Genomic DNA, 16656 nt, shown 5'->3' with positions numbered 1-16656 from the left:
CTTAGCTCAGATTTAGGCAGTGAGTTCCTTGTATGCGCCGTAGATGGCGAGGAAGTCGGCCGCTTTCAAGCTCGCGCCGCCGATCAATGCGCCGTCGACATTGGCAACGCCCATCAGCTCCTTCGCGTTCGAAGGCTTGACAGAGCCGCCATAGAGAATGCGCACCTTCTTGCCTTCGGCGCCGAAACGGGCCGTCAGCTCGGCGCGCATGAAGGCATGCGCCTTCTCTACGTCCTCGACAGTCGGCGTCAGGCCGGTGCCGATCGCCCATACGGGTTCATAGGCAATCACGGTATTCTCGGCGTTCGCCGCTTCAGGAACCGAGGCCGAAAGCTGGCGCTTGATGATATCGAGCGTCTGGCCGGCCTTGCGTTCGTCGGCGGTCTCGCCGATGCAGATGATCGCCGTCAGTTCGGCCGCAAAAGCAGCTTCAGCCTTGGCGCGCACCAGATGGTCGGTCTCGGCATGATCAGTGCGGCGCTCGGAATGGCCGACGATGACATAGGTGCCGAAGCAATCGGCAATCATCTCGGCGGAAATATCACCTGTATGGGCGCCTGACGGCTTCTGGTGGCAATCCTGCGCGCCGATCGCCAGCGGGCTGTCGGTGCAGAGCGCCGTCGCCACGTAGAGCAGCGTCGCCGGCGGGCAGATCAGCGCTTCGACCTTCGACGAGAGCGGGCCTTTGACACCTTCTGCGATCGCCTTGATCTGATCGAGGGAGTCGCGGGTACCGTTCATTTTCCAGTTCCCCGCCACGAGCGGACGCACGTCAGGTGTCATGCCAAGCCTTCCACATTTTTCCGGTATGCTGCGGCCTTAGCAAAAGCAGCAGCGAATGAAAAGCTTTCCGCCCCTTACGTAAGGGAAAAAGACGGTTTCGCGTGCAGAATGCTTAAAATCGGCTCGCCGATTTGCCTAAGAAGCCAGAATCCAGTTCAGCACCTTGCGCCAGTCGATCATCCGGATCGGCGTTCCGTGGTTGCCGGTATCGAACAGCGTGAAGCGCGTCGGATACTTGGACTTGTAGAGCGCCTCGAACAGTCCCTGCTGGTCGGTCGCTGCATAGACCGGGTCGCGGCTGCCATGGGCGAAATACATCGGCAGCTTGGCCTTGTAGAAGGCGCTCTTGGTGAAATCGGGATCGGTCACGCCGCTCATGATCAGCATGCCCTTCAGCCGCTTGACGCTCGCCGCATCGCGGGTGACGCCCCAGCAGATCTGGCTGCCCATCGAGGCGCAGGAGAGGATCACAGGCCGCCCGCCCGACTTTTCGCTGGCATAGCGGATCAGTTCGACGATGTTGGCAACGCCGTCGCTGTCGAAAGTCCTGACCGTCGGCGAATAATAGGTGCCGCCATTTCCGGCGACGAGGTTCTTCACCCGGTTGAAGTTGCCGCCGAAGGTGAAGTCGTTGGCGCCGAGCCGGCGCGTGCCGTCGCGGCCGTGAATGAAGATCACGGTGAAGGCCGCATTGTCGATCGGTCCCACCCTGGTGACATCCAGCCTGTGGCCGTTGAGCGACAAGGTTTCGTCCTGCTGCAGCTTGCGGATACCGAGCGACACATATTTCTGCTGGACCCGCTGCTCCGGGATCTGGTCGCGGCCGTTGATATCGCGCATTTCGTCGTAATTGATGGTTTCGAAGGCGCCGTTATCGGACGTCTGCATCACTGTCTGCGCCGAAAACAGCTCGTCCTTGTAGGGCGGCAGCGCGTCCGCCGAAGCACTGCTTATAGTGCCGGACAGCAAAAAGGCCGCAATTGCGGTGATAATCATGCAATGACTTGTGGACATTTTCATGCGAGCGGTTTCCTCAGAGATAAGTCCGCTTGCCATTCCGCGCCCGGCAACGCAAACCAATTCTGGAGAATTCCGCCAAATCGGGCGGCGTCGCGTAACGAGGCGCTTTCTGGCAAAATCTGCCTGATTCGCAAACGTGACATCAAATGCGGTGATTTTGGGTCACGCCCCGGCGGACGTGCCGCCCGAACAGGATTGAAGATCTGAACGACTCCATGGAAGACAGCAACGACCTCTTCTCCGGAATGCCTCTCGCGCCCAAGCAGGAAGAGGCACCCAAGCCGGCTCCCGCCCCTGCCGCGGCCCCCGCGGCAACGGCACGCCCTGCCCCGGCAACATCGAATGGCGACGATTACGGCGCCTCGTCGATCCGCGTCCTCGAGGGCCTGGAACCGGTGCGCATGCGCCCCGGCATGTATATCGGCGGCACCGACGAGAAGGCGCTGCACCACCTCTTCGCCGAAGTCATCGACAACGCGATGGACGAAGCGGTTGCTGGTCACGCCAATTTCATCGAGGTTCATCTCGATCTCCAGGGTTACCTGACCGTCACCGATAACGGCCGCGGCATCCCGGTCGAGAACCATCCGCAGGTTCCCGGCAAGTCGACGCTCGAAGTCATCATGACCAAGCTCCATGCCGGCGGTAAGTTCGACGGCAAGGCCTACGAGACCTCGGGCGGTCTGCACGGCGTCGGCGTTTCGGTCGTCAACGCGCTGTCGGATGATCTGGAAGTCGAGGTCGCCCGCAATCGCAAACTCTACCGCCAGCGCTTCTCGCGCGGCCTGCCGCAGGGCGGGCTCGAGGATCTCGGCGATGTTCACAACCGCCGCGGCACCCGCGTGCGCTTCCATCCCGATCCGCAGATCTTCGGCGATCATGCGAAATTCGATGGCGCCCGCGTCTTCCGTATGGCGCGCTCTAAGGCCTATCTTTTCGGCGGCGTCGAAATCCGCTGGAGCTGCGATGAGGGCGTCCTGCCTGAAGGCTCGGATGTTCCGAACAAGGCGGTCTTCCACTTCCCCGGCGGCCTGAAGGACTATCTCCAGGCGACGATGGGCAAGGAATTCACCGTCACCCGCGAGATCTTCGCCGGCAAGTCGGAGAAGGCAAGCGGCCATGGTTCGCTCGAATGGGCGATCACCTGGTACGGCGGCGACCCGCAGGTCCATTCCTACTGTAACACCATCCCGACGCCCGAAGGCGGCACGCATGAGGCGGGTCTCCGTATCGCGCTCACCAAGGGCCTCAAGGCCTATGCCGACCTGACGCAGAACAAGCGCGCCGCGCAGATCACCACCGATGACGTGATGATCTCGGCCGTCGGCATGCTCTCGGTCTTCATCCGCGAGCCGGAATTCGTCGGCCAGACGAAGGACAAGCTGGCGACCGTCGAGGCCCAGCGCATCGTCGAAAATGCGCTTCGCGACCCCTTCGACCACTATCTCGCCGATAACCCGAACGAGGCGGCCAAGCTGCTCGACTGGGTCATCGAGCGCGCCGAAGAGCGCCTTCGCCGCCGCAAGGAAAAGGAAGTCAACCGCAAGACCGCCGTGCGCAAGCTCCGCCTGCCCGGCAAGCTTGCCGATTGCTCGCAGAACACCGCCCAGGGCGCGGAACTCTTCATCGTCGAGGGTGACTCGGCAGGTGGCTCCGCCAAGCAGGCGCGCAACCGCGCCAATCAGGCGATCCTGCCGTTGCGAGGCAAGATCCTCAACGTCGCCAGCGCCGGCCGCGAAAAGCTCGGTGCCAACCAGCAGCTTTCGGACCTCGTCCAGGCGCTCGGCTGCGGCACGCGATCGAAGTATCGCGAAGAAGATCTCCGCTACGAGCGCGTCATCGTCATGACCGACGCCGACGTCGACGGCGCGCATATCGCTTCGCTGCTGATCACCTTTTTCTACCAGGAAATGCCGGAGCTCGTGCGCGGCGGTCACCTGTTCCTCGCCGTTCCGCCACTCTACAAGATCAGCCAGGGCGCCAAGTCGGCCTATGCTCGCGACGACGCCCATCGCGCCGAACTGATCGCCACAGAGTTCAAGGGCAAGAAGGTCGAGATCAGCCGCTTCAAAGGTCTCGGCGAAATGCTGCCGGCACAGCTCAAGGAAACGACGATGGATCCGAGCAAGCGCACGATGCTGCGCGTGCTGATCGACGAAGTCGATTTCGAGGGTACACGCACGGCCGTCGACGATCTCATGGGCACGAAGCCGGAAGCCCGCTTCCGCTTCATCCAGGATCGCGCCGCCTTCGCCGATAATCTCGATATCTGAGACACAGTCTTCAGGGCTCTCGAAACAGCGCGACGGTTCTGTCCGTCGCGCTGTTTTCGTTTGGCGTTTCCATGCCGTTGCGATTTCTCGTTGCATAGCCTGCATGATCTTTTGTCCGGCGATCAACACTCTGGCAGGAAATTGCCGTCACACTGCCTTCAGCACGAAGCGCTATGCCAACCGCGGCATGGTCCTTGGCGCGACCGGACCAACGGGTATTTCCTGGCCGAAATGCTTGCGTCCGGTGGCACGATGGCCCATATCCGTGGTTGAGAAGAAAAGCAGGGAACGACGTGAGCCTCTCGAATAAAAACAAACTGCCAGGCGAGCCGCGGTGGCTTGGTCCGTCCGCGCCTGCCCGCACGCCTCTCATTCCCTCGATTTCGGCTGCCCGCTGGCTTCTGATTCTGATCGTCGCGGCCGGCGTCTATTTCTTTTACGGCTTCGTCGTCCCGGTTCTCGCCGCGCTGGTCATCGGCTTTGCCAGCTGGCCGCTCTATCGCAAGCTGCTGGCCCGCGTCGGCGGCAATACCACCGTTGCGGCGACGGTGGCGATCATCCTGATCGTCACGTTCCTGGTCATCCCGATCGTCTTTGCCGTCACCTATACGACCGGAGAAGTCCGCGAATGGGTCGCCTGGGCGATCCGCGCCAACCGCATGGGCGCCCCGACCCCGCAATGGATCCTCGCCCTGCCCTTCGCCGGTCCCTACATCGACGAGCTCTGGACGAAATATATCGGCAGCCCGGGCTCGATGGGTGAAGTCATCCAGGCCGTCAGCGGCGCCAATATCGGCAATATCTACCGCGCGGTCCTTGCCGCCGGCGGCGCCTCGTTCCACTTGCTGCTGACGCTGCTCTTCATGCTGATCGCGCTGTTCTTCGTCTATCGCGATGGCGCGTCCTTCTCGAAACAGATCGACATGCTCGGCGAGCGCATTCTGCCGAACCGCTGGGAGCGCATTTCCCGCGTCGTGCCGGCGACGATCAGCTCGACCGTCATGGGCATGACGCTGATCGCCATCGGCGAAGGCATCGTGCTTGGCATCGCCTATTGGATCGCCGGCGTCCCCTCGCCCGTCACGCTCGGCGTTCTCACCGGCATCATGGCGCTGATCCCGGGCGGCGCGCCGCTCTCCTTCACGCTGGTCTCGGTCTATCTCGTCGCCAGCGGCTCGCATTTTGCCGGCGCCGGCCTCTTCATCTGGGGCAGCGTCGAGCTCTTCATCGTCGACAAGACGCTCCGCCCCAAGCTCGTCGGCGGCCCGATCAAGCTGCCGTTCCTGCCGACCTTCTTCGGTCTCGTCGGTGGCGTGAAAACTATGGGCTTCCTCGGGCTCTTCATCGGCCCGGTGCTGATGGCGCTGCTCGTCGCGATCTGGCGTGAATGGATGCACGAGGTCCGCACCTCGGATCAGAGCGGCAGCGGCCCCGAAATCATCATCGACGAACAGGCGCCGCCTTCGCAGCGCGCGGCCGACGGCTGATCAGTCGAGCCGCTTTTCCATGAACAGGCTGAGTGGGTCCGGCTGGTAGGACCCGAACGGTTCAATCTCGACATAGCCATACTTGCGATAAAGACCGATCGCCTCGGGCTGGCGGATCCCGGTCTCGAGCCGGATTGCGCCGAGACCGCGCCTGCTCGCCTGTGTCTCGAGTTCATCCATCAGCCGGCTCGCCACTCGCAGCCCGCGCGCTTGCGGATCGACGAACATTCGCTTGATCTCGGCGGTGCCGTCACCCGCCTCGACGAGCGCCACGCAGCCGACGACAGCGCCGTCATGGCGCGCCACGAAGAAGCTCACCGAAGGATTCTCCAGCGTCGAGAGATCGACGAGATGGTTGCTCTCTGCCGGATAGAGCGAGGCCGCATAGGCATCTGACAGGTCGAGCAGGCGCACGACCTCAGGCTGGCGCGGCGATTCGAGGGCGATGGTAACGGTCATGCGGCTCCTGCTTTCGCGGCTGGCTTGCATGACGAAATGGTAATGCAGCCGCCTTTATTCCGTTGGAATTGGAACGTCTAAGATCATCAGTTTCAATAGCCAGGGATCCCGGATATGCAAGCCGTCCTCATCGCCATGACCATCTTCGGGTGCAACGATTCCGTCACCCAGTGCAATTACGTGGCGACGGTCGACAAGCATTGGCAGACGGTGGCGATGTGCGATGCCGAGTCGGAACGGCAGCTGAAGGGCTTCACCAACGCCAAGTATCCGACGGTTATCGCCGTCTGCGAGGAACCCAAGCCCGTAACCGCTCCCGAGACGGCAAAGCTTGAAGCGCAGGCAACGGCCGCGGCTCCAGCCGCCGAACAGCCGCAGCCAACCGGCCTTCGCGCCTACGCTATAAGGGTTGCCGAGCGCGTCCGCGCTGGCCTGCCGACAGGAGAAGGCATCAAGGCGACACTCGCCAAGCCCGTTCATTTCGTTTCGAATGGATATTCCTGGGTCGCCCAGCGGCTGACCGACTAGGCGGCGACAAGCGCTGCCTGAGAGGCATAGGCGCGCGCCGACTGACGCTGCTCGGCGATGTGCAGTTTCTCGACCATGTCGAGTAGCTCCTTGACGGCGTCATGGGCGCCGTGATGGCGGAAGCGTTCGAGCAGCCGTCCGCAGATCGTAGAGAGCATCGTGCCCGAAGCCTTGCGCGACGCCTCGCGCCAGAGCAGCGTCGCCTCGACGAAAATGGTGCTGATCTCGCGGGTTAGCCCCGCAGTCTCGTAAAGAGCCCGGACCGCATGCATACGGCCGGTCGCCAGGATCGAGCGGACCCGCTTTTCACTGCAGCCCGTCAGGTTGACGACGGCGCCCGCGAAGAAATCGACCTTCCCAGAGCATAGCGCATGCATCAGGAAGGACGGTGTCAGATGGCCGTGGGCGCGCAGATGCTCGACGAGATCGTCGATCTCACGCGGCTGGATCTCTCCGGCGATCGACACGACGGCAGACTGCGTCGCCTCGCGGCTGATACGCTGCAGGCGGTTGATGCCGATGGCGGCCTGCGCGAGCGGCAGCGCCACAAGCGCATCGCTGACATGCTGCGTCAGAAGCTGGCGGGCATCGGCCGGCAGGCTGTCGCGATCGAGAAGCAGGTTGCGGATATCGCAGCAGTCGCCGAGCCGTTCGGCAATACGCTTCAGGGAAAGCGGCGCGATCGCTGCGCCCTCGTTTTCCAGAAGGCACAGAACGTCCTCTTCCCCGCCGACTTCGGCAAGGGCGGCGCAGACGGCCCGCGACACCGCGCTGCGTGCAGCGATCAGCATGCGCGTCACGTCGCTGCCACGACCGGCCAGATCGACAAGATCGGAATCGGTCAGCAGCGGCGAGCAGGTAACGGCATGGCAGGCAATTTCAGGCTGGTCTTCGGCAAGCGCCAGGATCAGCGACCGCGGCGCCTCGCCGGACCAGGCGATGGCTTCGGCAAGGGCAAGGCGGACTTTCGGCGAGGGATCGTCGAGCAGGAAGGTCATCGCCATCTCGGCGGCCTTGCGCTCTTCAGGCTGCATCTCGGACTGGAGATAGGCCCGGCCAAGGGCGCTGGCCGCTCGTGCCCGGTCACCGGACTTGGCGGTTTCGACCCAGCGAAGGAATGCCTCTACAATCACCATTACGCCCCAGTCTGCGGAACGTGATTCCTTCACGTCCCTCTTGTTCTGAGAACGCTACCGGCAAATGGTTTATGATTGGTTCACCATATTCATTAACCCTTGCGCGGGCCGCGTCAGGGCGTCTTGGGGCGGATGAGTTCGAAGACGTCGCTGCCTTCTGCGTAGTCCATATAGCCCATGCGCGCCACCGGCCGGGCGATCGCCATGTCGAGACGGCCCTCGCGGATGATCGTCTCATCGATGTGGATGCCGACGACTTCGCCGATCACCATGACATTCTCGGAGGGCTCACCGGACAGGCCCCTCGGCTCGATGATCTCGGTCACCTTGCACTCCAGGACGGCAAATGCCTCGGCGACATAGGGCGCGTCGACGATCTCCCCCTGCTTGGCCGTCAGCCCGGAGAATTCGAACTCGTTGACACCATAAGGTACGGTCGCGGACGACTGGTTCATCTGGTCGACGAGATTGCGGCTGACGAAGCTGCAGGTGAAGACACCGGTCTCGCGGGCATTCTGCTGGCTGTGCTTGCGCCCGCTGGAGGAAAACATCACCAGCTTCGGGCGGTCTGAAATCGCGTTGAAGAAGGAATACGGGCCGAGGTTCAGCGAACCATCCGTGCCCTTTGTGCCGATCCAGCCGATCGGCCGCGGCGCGACGATCGCCTTGAAGGGATCGTGCGCCAGCCCATGCTTGTTGGTATCGGTCGGGTAGAACATCACGTGTCTCCGCCGACCCAGGTAACGGTCTCGGTCAGTTCCGGACGCGGCCGCTCGACCGGCGGAAACTCGGACGAGCCCATATGAATGAAGCCGGCGATCTTCTCGCCCGGCTGGACGCCGAGCAGCGGATAGGCGCGCTCGTCGAAGGCAAACCATTCCGTCAGCCAGTTCGCCACCCAGCCATGCGCATTGGCGGCGAAGATGACGTTGAGGCAAAGTGCGCCCGCCGACATCACCTGTTCCCATTCAGGGATCTTGAAATGCGGGCCTGCCTTGCTGACGATCGCGACGACAACAGGAGCGCGCGTGAAGCGCGTCCGCTCGACCTGGATCATTTCGTCGGAGAGATCAGGCTTGGCTTCGAGCGCGAGCTTCAGAAGCTCCTCGCCGATCCGCACGCGCTCTTCGCCGCGATAGACGATGAAGCGCCAGGGGGCGAGCTTGCCGTGATCGGGAACGCGCGACGACAGGCGGAGGATTTCCTCGATCTCGGCCTTCTCCGGACCCGGCTCGCACATCTGGAACGCAGGGATGGAGCGGCGCACGTTGAGGTAATCGATCAGCTTGATATCGGATTTCATGCGGGAGAAACTTTCAATTTCGGGACAGCGAGGGGGATGGGTCTTGAATTTGCCATCGGGTTGGTCTTGAAGTGGCCCCTGTGATTTCTAAAGTCAATCTGTCCAGGAAACACATGACCGGCATTTTGCCCTTCGCGCGGCTCGCCCTTGCGCTTGCACTGGTGATCGCCTTGCCGTTTTCGGCAGGCGCGCAGGAAGCGTTCAAGGACTTCAAGCAGCTCGACACGACGTCCAAGATGCCGAAGCTCAACGCCTTCATCGCGCCGGGCACAACGCCTCCGGGCGCCCTGCTGCATGAAGTGCCCATGGAAGCCAAACTGACCGCCGACGGCCAGCCGGTCGAGGACGGCCTTTCCTGGTATGTCTTCAGTCCGATTGCCGGTGCCGACGGCAAGCTGCCGCTGATCGCCAGCGCCAAGGGCGGTTCCGCCGCCTTCCAGCTCGCCCCCGGCGACTATTTCGTCAACGTCTCCTTCGGCCGCGCCGGCGTCACCAAGAAGGTCAACGTTCCCGATAGCGGCGCCGTCGACAAGCAGGTCATGGTGCTCGATGCCGGTGGTCTGCTGCTCAACGCCGTCTCCGGTTCCGATGTTCGCATCCGCCCGGAGCAATTGAGCTTCTCGATCTATTCCTCGGAAGTGCGCGACGACGGTGAGCGCGGCCTCGTCATGGCCGACGTTTCGCCGAACACCGTCGTGCGCCTCAATGCCGGCACCTATCACGTCGTCTCCGAATATGGCGACGTCAACGCCGTCATCCGCGCCGACATCCAGGTCGAAGCCGGCAAACTGACGGAAGCGACGATCCAGCACCGCGCGGCGCAGATCACCTTCAAGCTCGTCTCTGAAGCCGGTGGCGAAGCGATCGCCGATACGGCCTGGTCGATCCTGACGGCGGCCGGCGACAGCGTCGGCGAAAGCGTCAGCGCCTTCCCAACGATGGTTCTGGCCGAAGGCGAATATTCCGCCGTCGCCCGTAACAAGGACAAGATCTACCAGCGCGACTTCAAGGTCGCAGCCGGCAAGAATACCGATGTCGAAGTTCTCATGAAGGACGTTCAGCCGCAGGAGCCGGATAGCGCTGCGACCACCGTCCAGCCCGAGCCGCAGCCGGCGGCTGCGGGCGAGCCACCGCAGAACTCCGCCCAGGCACCGCTCCCGTCCTACGACCAGCTCGTTCCGAGCAGCGGATCGGACGGCGCAGACGCCGATTGACCGGCCGTTCGCTCGTCTGAACGGAGCATTCCCCTCGCCCATCCCGATGATCAGCGCATAGCCCGCGCCCCGCGTCGCCGCATCCGATTAGGCGAATGGAAGCCTGTATCCGGACATGCGATGGTTGCGCGTACGGAGGGGTTCCGTATCGAGAAGTCATGCCGAACGAAGGAGGTGTCCCATGCGGACCATCTGCGCGGCATTGACGATGTGTATCGCGCTCGCGCTCTGTGCGCCGAGTGTCAAGTACGTCAGTTTGCCCGGATATGCCTTCAAGACCGACCCGAAATGCATGCGGACGGTATCGAAGGCCAAGTTTGACCGCAAATGCGATTGGCCGAAGTTGGGGATCAAGGATTTCACGCCGCCAAGCGTCACCGTTCTCGGAATATGAAAATCAAAGGGGCGGCCCTCTCGCGAGTGCCGCCCCTTTTTCATCTGTTTGCTTCAACCGGAAGCGATCAGGCAGCCTTGGCCTTCTTCGCTTCGATCTTGCGGCGCACATCCGGCGGCGTCGCTTCCCAGGTCAGGCTTTCGATCGCCGCATCGAGCGTCATGGAGGTCTGTTCCTGGCTGCCGAGACGGCGGATGTTGACGGTGCGCTCTTCCGCTTCCTTCTTGCCGCAGACGATGATCACAGGAACTTTCGTTACAGAATGTTCGCGGACCTTGTAGTTGATCTTCTCGTTACGGAAGTCGGTCGTCACGTTCAGACCGGCGTCACGCAGCGCATCGGCAACTTCCTGGCCGTAGCCATCGGCTTCCGAGGTGATCGTCGCCACGACGATCTGCTGCGGCGCGATCCAGAGCGGCATGTGACCGGCGAAGTTCTCGATCAGAATGCCGAGGAAGCGCTCCATCGAGCCGCAGATGGCGCGATGGATCATCACCGGCTGGGTCTTCTCCGAATTGCTGTCGATGTAGAAGGCACCGAAGCGTTCCGGCAGGTTGAAGTCGACCTGCGTCGTGCCGCACTGCCATTCACGGCCGATGGCGTCCTTCAGGGTATATTCGAACTTCGGACCGTAGAAGGCGCCCTCGCCCGGCAGGATGCCGGTCTTGATGCGTCCCTCGGACTGCGCCTCGATCGTCTTCAGCACGTCCATCATCACGCTTTCGGCGCGATCCCAGAGGGCATCGGTGCCGACGCGCTTTTCCGGACGGGTGGAGAGCTTGACGACAATCTCCTTGAAGCCGAAGTCCTCGTAGACCGAGAGGATCAGGTCGTTGATGCGCAGGCATTCCGCCGCCATCTGCTCGTCGGTGCAGAACACATGCGCGTCGTCCTGCGTGAAGCCGCGCACGCGCATCAGGCCATGCAGAGCGCCCGAGGCCTCGTAACGGTGCACGTTGCCGAACTCGGCAAGGCGGATCGGCAGTTCGCGGTAGGACTTCAGGCCGTGCTTGAAGATCTGCACGTGACCCGGGCAGTTCATCGGCTTCAGCGCGAAGATGCGGTTATCCGCTTCCTTGTCCTCCGGATGCGTGAAGGCATAGGCCGACTTCACCGCAAACATGTTCTCCTGGTACCAACCCCAGTGACCGGAGGTCTCCCAGAGCGAGGCGTCGAGAACCTGCGGCGCGTTGACCTCTTCATAGGTGCCGGCCAGGCGGCGGCGCATATAGGCGGTCAGCGACTGGAACATCCGCCAGCCCTTGCCATGCCAGAAAACCACGCCTGGACCCTCTTCCTGGAAATGGAACAGGTCCATTTCGCGGCCGAGCTTGCGGTGGTCGCGCTTCTCGGCTTCGGCGAGGATATGCAGGTAGTTGTCGAGTTCCGACTGCTCGGCGAAAGCCGTGCCGTAGATGCGCGACAGCATGGCGTTGTTGCTGTCACCACGCCAGTATGCACCGGCAACCTTCATCAGCTTGAAGGCCGTGCCGATCTGACCGGTCGACGCCATATGCGGGCCGCGGCAGAGGTCGAACCAGTCGCCCTGATAGTAGATCTTCAGATCCTGTCCTTCGGGGATCGCATCGACGAGTTCGACCTTGTACTGCTCGCCCTTGGCGGCAAATACTTCCTTCGCCTTTTCACGCGACCAGACCTGCTTGGTGAAGGGCGCGTTCCGGGCGATGATCTCCTTCATCTTCTTTTCGATCTTCGGCAGATCGTCAGGCGTGAAGGGCTCGTTCTTGGCGAAGTCGTAATAGAAGCCGTTCTCGATCACCGGACCGATGGTGACCTGCGTGCCGGGCCAGAGTTCCTGCACGGCTTCGGCCATGACGTGGGCGGCATCGTGGCGGATCAGCTCCAGCGCGCGCTCATCGCTGCGCGTGATGATCTCGATCTTGCCGTCGACAACGGGATCGGACAGGTCGCGCACAACGCCGTCGATCGCGATCGCGACGGACTTCTTGGCCAGCGACTTGGAAATGGATTCGGCAACGTCCTTGCCGGTCGTACCGGCCGCGAACTCGCGCACATTGCCATCAGGGAAAGTCAGGGAAACGGATTGGGACATATCGATATTCTCCTTGTCCAGTCCCGCCAACGAATGCGGGTGGTTGCAAATGAAGCGAAAGCGTCCGTACGCAAGCGCTGCCGCGTGATAGTCGGATTTGGTCTTTTAGTAAAGGATGAGCGGGCTGCTAGATGAGATCGGCAATGCCCCGAACGGTGTTCCAGTTGCGCAGCGTGCCCGCTCCCATCCGCTTGGTCGTCAGCGCCGACAGGAGCTTCCATTCGCTCGGCTTTCCGGCAAAATCGATCCAGAGATCGCCATCGACAAGCGCCAGCCGCTGGCTCGGATCGGCATAGGGTTTCAGCTTTTCGAATGCCGGCCGCTCAAGCGCCGCGCGCATCACCCGGATGATCACCTGGCTGCCCTCGCCATCAGGAAACGGGTTCGATCGCGCCAGCCGCTGCCAGCTTGTACCGGTCCGTGCTATGATATCGACCGGTTTGCCGTACCTTTCGCGAAATGCGGCCTCGAGCTTGGTTTCAATTTCACCGATCGGTGACTCCGGCGTTTCGAAGATAATATTGCCGGTCGAAACCAGCGTGCGTGGATTGCGGTAGCCGAGCGAGGATGCCATGTCGCGCAAATCCGCCATCACCACCCGCTTGCCGGGCGCAATAACGATGCTGTGCAGCAGCGCAACATAAGTCGTCATGCCGCCTTCCGACCAAATGCCAGATAGCGCCACGGCGTCCACCAATGGAACCGCGTCTCAAGCGCCTCGGGCACCGGGTCCAGCCCGCTCGTGCCGCCTGGACCACAACGCCCGACACGAAACAGCGTCATCCAGCCCCCGGCCCACAGGCCATGCCGGGCGATCGCCTCGTAGCCGTACTCTGAGCAGGTCGGAATATGCCGGCAGGAATTGCCGATGAAGCCTGAAAGCGCCAGCTGGTAGAGGCGGATGAAGCCCATGCCGAACAGCCGGCCGGGCGTCTTCGAAAAGCGGCCCGAATAGTTTCGCGAAAAGCGCTTGGCCTTCGGCGGGGGAGCCGCGGCACCCCCTTCGTCTTCATCATCATGCTGAAGGGCGCAGAATTCGCACATCGGCTCAGGCGTCCGCCATCTCGGCACGCTTCGCCTCGATCTGGCCGATCGCATCGACGACGGCATCGAAGGTGAGCATGGTGGAGGCGTGGCGGGCCTTGTAATCCTTGACCGGACGCAGATAGCGCATCTCCTCGAAACGGCCCTCCGGCCCCTCGCCGTCAGCCTTCAACATGGCGAGCATGTCCTCGCGCGCCTTGCGCAACTCGACGGCAGTGGCGCCGACGACATGGCGCGCCATCACCGATGAGGATGCCTGGCCAAGGGCGCAGGCTTTGACGTCATGGGCGAAGTCGCTGACGGTATCGCCATCCATCTTCAGCCAGATCTTCACCTTGGAACCACAGAGCTTCGAATGCGCCTGAGCGCTGGCATCGGCATCATCGAGACTGCCGATGCGCGGAATATTGCCTGCGAATTCGAGGATTTTGCTGTTGTAGATCTCGTCCATGATCAATTCCGCTCCAGAGTTCCGCGGACCGGCTCGCTTAGTGGCCATTGTATCTTAAACAAAAAACACACCGTGTCGTGTTAGGATACTTACATGAAGACGCTGTCTTCCTATATGTATGTCGTTCGAGGGCCACGAAAATGCAATGGCCCCCGGTAAGTTTGATTGGGAAACCGTGCCGGAAGGGCCATCGCCCCGAAAGCCCCGGAGCCTGCCAAAGGTGCAAAAATTCCTGAAGGGAATACCAGTGGCGAGTCCGAAGACGGGTCCGCATGACAGCGGATCAGGAGACTTGAACAGTATGGACGCCATCGTAAAGAATTTTCCGAACAACAGCCGCGATTCCAACCGCCCCACCCAAAAGGAAGCCGAAGAGGCCGTCCGCACCCTGCTCCGCTGGGCGGGCGACGATCCGGCGCGCGAAGGCCTGCTCGACACCCCCTCGCGTGTTGCAAAGGCCTATGGTGAACTCTTCGCCGGCTACGACATGGACGCCGAAGACGTCCTCGGCCGCACCTTCGAGGAGGTTGCCGGCTATGACGACATGGTGCTGGTGAAGGACATTCCGTTCTTCTCGCATTGCGAACATCACATGGTGCCGATCATCGGCAAGGCGCATGTGGCCTATCTGCCCGACGGCAAGGTGCTCGGTCTCTCGAAGATCGCCCGCACCGTCGAGATCTTCGGCCGCCGCCTGCAGACACAGGAAACCATGACGGCGCAGATATCGAAAGCGATCGACGAAACGCTCCGTCCGCGCGGTGTCGCGGTCATGATCGAAGCCGAACATATGTGCATGGCGATGCGCGGTGTGCAGAAGCAGGGTTCGACCACATTGACGACAACCTTTACTGGGACCTTCAAGTCCGAGCCCGCCGAACAGGCGCGATTCATGTCCATGGTACGGGGCCGCTGATCCGGCTCCATAGAGAGAGCCGATCGATGACGCCCTTCGCCTTCAACGCGCCTTCAGACGACAAATCCGAACTTGAGGACGCGGGGGACTTCACCCCCCGCTTCGACGATCGCGGCCTGATCACCGCCATCGTCACGGATATCAACGACGGCGAGCTGCTGATGGTGGCGCATATGAACGCCCAGGCGCTGGCGCTCACCATCCAGACCGGCAAGGCCCACTATTTCAGCCGCTCGCGCGGCAAGCTCTGGCTGAAGGGTGAAACGTCGGGCAATGTCCAGACGGTCAGGGAGATCCGTACCGATTGCGATCAGGATGCCATCTGGCTGAAAGTAGAGGTCGCCGGTCACGACGCGACATGCCATACTGGCCGCCGTTCCTGTTTTTACCGCACCGTATCGCTGCAGGATGGAAAGCCGATGCTCGACATCGTCGATGACGAGCGCCATTTCGACCCGGCTGACGTCTACAAGAAATAGCGCAAAACTGGGGCATTTTGCCTCTTATTGGGTCAGTTTCGCCCGCTATATACGATTTGGAAAGGGAAGAGGGACACAGTTAGAAGACCACAGTGTTCTGCCGGGAGGAGGCACGCCATGCTGAACTGGAGTTTGCACCGTCAAGGCTCTGAGGCTGGCACATCCGATTCCGGTGCATCTTCCACATTGCCCGACATGACCGTTCCGCCTATCTCGCCCCTGCCCCAGAAGAAAGCCAAGATCGCTCTCGCGCTCGGCGGCGGTGCTGCGCGCGGCTGGGCCCATATCGGCGTGCTGCGCGCGCTCGATGAAGCCGGTATCGAGATCGGCATGATCGCGGGCACCTCGATCGGCGCCCTTGTCGGCGGCTGCTATCTCGCCGGAAAGCTCGACGAGCTCGAGGAGTTCGCCCGCTCGCTCACCATGCGCCGTATCGCCAGCCTGCTCGATCTGACGATCGGTGGCAGCGGTCTCTTCGGCGGCATGCGGCTGACGAAGCGCATGGCCGAGCATCTGGAGGGGCTGAATATCGAGGATCTCGACCGTCCCTTCGTCGCCGTCGCGGCAGAGGTCAATACCGGCCACGAGGTCTGGATTTCGAACGGTTCGCTGATCACGGCGCTGCGCGCTTCCTACGCCCTGCCTGGCATCTTCGAGCCGATCCGCAGCAACAACCGAACGCTGGTCGACGGCGCGCTCGTCAATCCTGTCCCGGTCTCCGTCTGCCGCAGCTATGAGCAGCCGTTGGTCTGCGCCGTCAACCTGAATTACGACCTCTTCGGCCGCTCGGCGGTCGTCAAGCACAATGCCGGGCTGACGGCACAGGAAGTGCAGAAGCGCGAGGAAACGCCCTATACGCGCCTCGGCATGACCGGCGTCATGGTCCAGGCATTCAACATCATCCAGGACAGGATTTCACGCGCCCGCCTCGCCGGCGATCCGCCGGACATTTCGCTCCATCCGCGGCTCAGCGATATCGGGCTGTCCGAGTTCCATCGCGCCGGCGAAGCAATCGAGCGCGGCTACGAGGAAGCCTCCATCAGGCTTCCAGAACTCAAGAGAATGCAGGAAGTGTTCGCCGGCCACGGCTGATGG

18 protein-coding genes are annotated in these 16656 nt (G+C 62.0%); 8 read left to right on the top strand and 10 right to left on the bottom strand.

What is annotated here, in order from left to right:
• Positions 1-12 precede the first annotated feature (12 nt).
• Positions 13-783 carry a triose-phosphate isomerase gene (gene tpiA / locus ACODR6_RS28670; protein ID WP_112716271.1) on the bottom strand — a complete coding sequence of 257 codons (771 nt, stop codon included), beginning with the start codon at positions 781-783 and terminating at the stop codon, positions 13-15.
• Positions 784-918: 135 nt separating this feature from the next.
• Positions 919-1803 carry an alpha/beta hydrolase gene (locus tag ACODR6_RS28665; protein ID WP_199629623.1) on the bottom strand — a complete coding sequence of 295 codons (885 nt, stop codon included), beginning with the start codon at positions 1801-1803 and terminating at the stop codon, positions 919-921.
• A gap of 215 nt (positions 1804-2018) precedes the next feature.
• Between ACODR6_RS28665 and parE the strand changes: the two genes are divergently transcribed.
• Together parE and ACODR6_RS28655 are read left to right on the top strand one after the other, a co-directional pair.
• Positions 2019-4076 carry a DNA topoisomerase IV subunit B gene (gene parE / locus ACODR6_RS28660; protein WP_199629622.1) on the top strand — a complete coding sequence of 686 codons (2058 nt, stop codon included), beginning with the start codon at positions 2019-2021 and terminating at the stop codon, positions 4074-4076.
• 293 nt (positions 4077-4369) lie between these two features.
• Entirely contained in the window at positions 4370-5563 is a 1194-nt protein-coding gene (locus ACODR6_RS28655; protein ID WP_489025788.1) for an AI-2E family transporter, read from the top strand.
• Here ACODR6_RS28655 and ACODR6_RS28650 read toward each other — a convergent pair whose 3' ends face one another.
• Positions 5564-6022, bottom strand: a complete 459-nt coding sequence (locus tag ACODR6_RS28650; protein ID WP_489025786.1) for a GNAT family N-acetyltransferase — start codon at positions 6020-6022, stop codon at positions 5564-5566.
• 114 nt (positions 6023-6136) lie between these two features.
• On the opposite strand from ACODR6_RS28650, the gene ACODR6_RS28645 reads away from it, so the two are divergent.
• Positions 6137-6550 (top strand): hypothetical protein, encoded by a 414-nt coding sequence (locus ACODR6_RS28645; RefSeq protein ID WP_489025784.1) that lies wholly within the window; start codon positions 6137-6139, stop codon positions 6548-6550.
• Here the strand turns inward: ACODR6_RS28645 and ACODR6_RS28640 are convergent.
• From ACODR6_RS28640 to ACODR6_RS28630, 3 genes are all read right to left on the bottom strand, one after another.
• Entirely contained in the window at positions 6547-7686 is a 1140-nt protein-coding gene (locus tag ACODR6_RS28640; RefSeq protein ID WP_489025782.1) for a DUF2336 domain-containing protein, read from the bottom strand. The two genes, ACODR6_RS28645 and ACODR6_RS28640, sit on opposite strands and share 4 nt — an antisense overlap.
• 113 nt (positions 7687-7799) lie before the next feature.
• Positions 7800-8405: a flavin reductase family protein gene (locus ACODR6_RS28635; RefSeq protein WP_489025780.1), complete on the bottom strand. Its 606-nt coding sequence runs from the start codon at positions 8403-8405 to the stop codon at positions 7800-7802.
• On the bottom strand, positions 8405-8989 hold the full coding sequence (locus ACODR6_RS28630) for a nitroreductase family protein (protein WP_199629617.1): 585 nt from the start codon (positions 8987-8989) through the stop codon (positions 8405-8407). The genes ACODR6_RS28635 and ACODR6_RS28630 overlap by 1 nt, the downstream gene beginning before the upstream one ends.
• A gap of 113 nt (positions 8990-9102) precedes the next feature.
• Here ACODR6_RS28630 and ACODR6_RS28625 point away from each other — a divergent pair, with 113 nt between their 5' ends.
• Both ACODR6_RS28625 and ACODR6_RS28620 read left to right on the top strand, forming a co-directional pair.
• Complete coding sequence (locus tag ACODR6_RS28625; protein WP_489025778.1) at positions 9103-10203, top strand: hypothetical protein; 1101 nt, start codon at positions 9103-9105, stop codon at positions 10201-10203.
• Positions 10204-10384: 181 nt separating this feature from the next.
• Entirely contained in the window at positions 10385-10597 is a 213-nt protein-coding gene (locus tag ACODR6_RS28620; protein ID WP_130278289.1) for a hypothetical protein, read from the top strand.
• A 67-nt stretch (positions 10598-10664) separates the two neighbouring features.
• Here ACODR6_RS28620 and thrS read toward each other — a convergent pair whose 3' ends face one another.
• The 4 genes from thrS to ACODR6_RS28600 all read right to left on the bottom strand — a co-directional run bounded on the left by thrS (position 10665) and on the right by ACODR6_RS28600 (position 14166).
• A complete protein-coding gene (gene thrS, locus ACODR6_RS28615) occupies positions 10665-12671 on the bottom strand; it encodes a threonine--tRNA ligase (RefSeq protein WP_489025776.1) in 2007 nt (668 codons plus the stop codon).
• Positions 12672-12798: 127 nt separating this feature from the next.
• A complete protein-coding gene (locus ACODR6_RS28610) occupies positions 12799-13323 on the bottom strand; it encodes a DUF1697 domain-containing protein (RefSeq protein WP_489025774.1) in 525 nt (174 codons plus the stop codon).
• The gene (yidD, locus tag ACODR6_RS28605) at positions 13320-13715 is read right to left on the bottom strand and encodes a membrane protein insertion efficiency factor YidD (RefSeq protein ID WP_489025772.1); all 396 of its coding nucleotides are present in this window, start codon (positions 13713-13715) and stop codon (positions 13320-13322) included. Before yidD ends, ACODR6_RS28610 begins: the two co-directional genes overlap by 4 nt.
• Positions 13716-13719: 4 nt before the next feature.
• A complete protein-coding gene (locus tag ACODR6_RS28600) occupies positions 13720-14166 on the bottom strand; it encodes an iron-sulfur cluster assembly scaffold protein (protein WP_489025770.1) in 447 nt (148 codons plus the stop codon).
• Between the two features lie 301 nt (positions 14167-14467).
• Between ACODR6_RS28600 and folE the strand changes: the two genes are divergently transcribed.
• From folE to ACODR6_RS28585, 3 genes are all read left to right on the top strand, one after another.
• Positions 14468-15082 (top strand): GTP cyclohydrolase I FolE, encoded by a 615-nt coding sequence (folE, locus tag ACODR6_RS28595; RefSeq protein WP_489025768.1) that lies wholly within the window; start codon positions 14468-14470, stop codon positions 15080-15082.
• A gap of 26 nt (positions 15083-15108) precedes the next feature.
• Positions 15109-15561: a phosphoribosyl-AMP cyclohydrolase gene (hisI, locus tag ACODR6_RS28590; RefSeq protein WP_130278283.1), complete on the top strand. Its 453-nt coding sequence runs from the start codon at positions 15109-15111 to the stop codon at positions 15559-15561.
• 117 nt (positions 15562-15678) lie between these two features.
• Positions 15679-16653, top strand: a complete 975-nt coding sequence (locus ACODR6_RS28585) for a patatin-like phospholipase family protein (protein ID WP_112716305.1) — start codon at positions 15679-15681, stop codon at positions 16651-16653.
• Positions 16654-16656 lie beyond the last annotated feature (3 nt).

The organism is Rhizobium sp. FG96 (assembly GCF_057808655.1).
The sequence above is the reverse complement of the archived record's forward strand: the minus strand, read 5'-3'. Positions and strand labels throughout refer to the sequence as shown.

Coding starts and splice junctions, on each gene's coding strand:
- tpiA (WP_112716271.1), bottom strand. CDS start 783: ATGACACCTGACGTGCGTCCGCTCGTGGCGGGGAACTGGAAAATGAAC.
- ACODR6_RS28665 (WP_199629623.1), bottom strand. CDS start 1,803: ATGAAAATGTCCACAAGTCATTGCATGATTATCACCGCAATTGCGGCC.
- parE (WP_199629622.1), top strand. CDS start 2,019: ATGGAAGACAGCAACGACCTCTTCTCCGGAATGCCTCTCGCGCCCAAG.
- ACODR6_RS28650 (WP_489025786.1), bottom strand. CDS start 6,022: ATGACCGTTACCATCGCCCTCGAATCGCCGCGCCAGCCTGAGGTCGTG.
- ACODR6_RS28645 (WP_489025784.1), top strand. CDS start 6,137: ATGCAAGCCGTCCTCATCGCCATGACCATCTTCGGGTGCAACGATTCC.
- ACODR6_RS28640 (WP_489025782.1), bottom strand. CDS start 7,686: ATGGTGATTGTAGAGGCATTCCTTCGCTGGGTCGAAACCGCCAAGTCC.
- ACODR6_RS28635 (WP_489025780.1), bottom strand. CDS start 8,405: ATGTTCTACCCGACCGATACCAACAAGCATGGGCTGGCGCACGATCCC.
- ACODR6_RS28630 (WP_199629617.1), bottom strand. CDS start 8,989: ATGAAATCCGATATCAAGCTGATCGATTACCTCAACGTGCGCCGCTCC.
- ACODR6_RS28625 (WP_489025778.1), top strand. CDS start 9,103: ATGACCGGCATTTTGCCCTTCGCGCGGCTCGCCCTTGCGCTTGCACTG.
- ACODR6_RS28620 (WP_130278289.1), top strand. CDS start 10,385: ATGCGGACCATCTGCGCGGCATTGACGATGTGTATCGCGCTCGCGCTC.
- thrS (WP_489025776.1), bottom strand. CDS start 12,671: ATGTCCCAATCCGTTTCCCTGACTTTCCCTGATGGCAATGTGCGCGAG.
- ACODR6_RS28610 (WP_489025774.1), bottom strand. CDS start 13,323: ATGACGACTTATGTTGCGCTGCTGCACAGCATCGTTATTGCGCCCGGC.
- yidD (WP_489025772.1), bottom strand. CDS start 13,715: ATGTGCGAATTCTGCGCCCTTCAGCATGATGATGAAGACGAAGGGGGT.
- ACODR6_RS28600 (WP_489025770.1), bottom strand. CDS start 14,166: ATGGACGAGATCTACAACAGCAAAATCCTCGAATTCGCAGGCAATATT.
- folE (WP_489025768.1), top strand. CDS start 14,468: ATGGACGCCATCGTAAAGAATTTTCCGAACAACAGCCGCGATTCCAAC.
- hisI (WP_130278283.1), top strand. CDS start 15,109: ATGACGCCCTTCGCCTTCAACGCGCCTTCAGACGACAAATCCGAACTT.
- ACODR6_RS28585 (WP_112716305.1), top strand. CDS start 15,679: ATGCTGAACTGGAGTTTGCACCGTCAAGGCTCTGAGGCTGGCACATCC.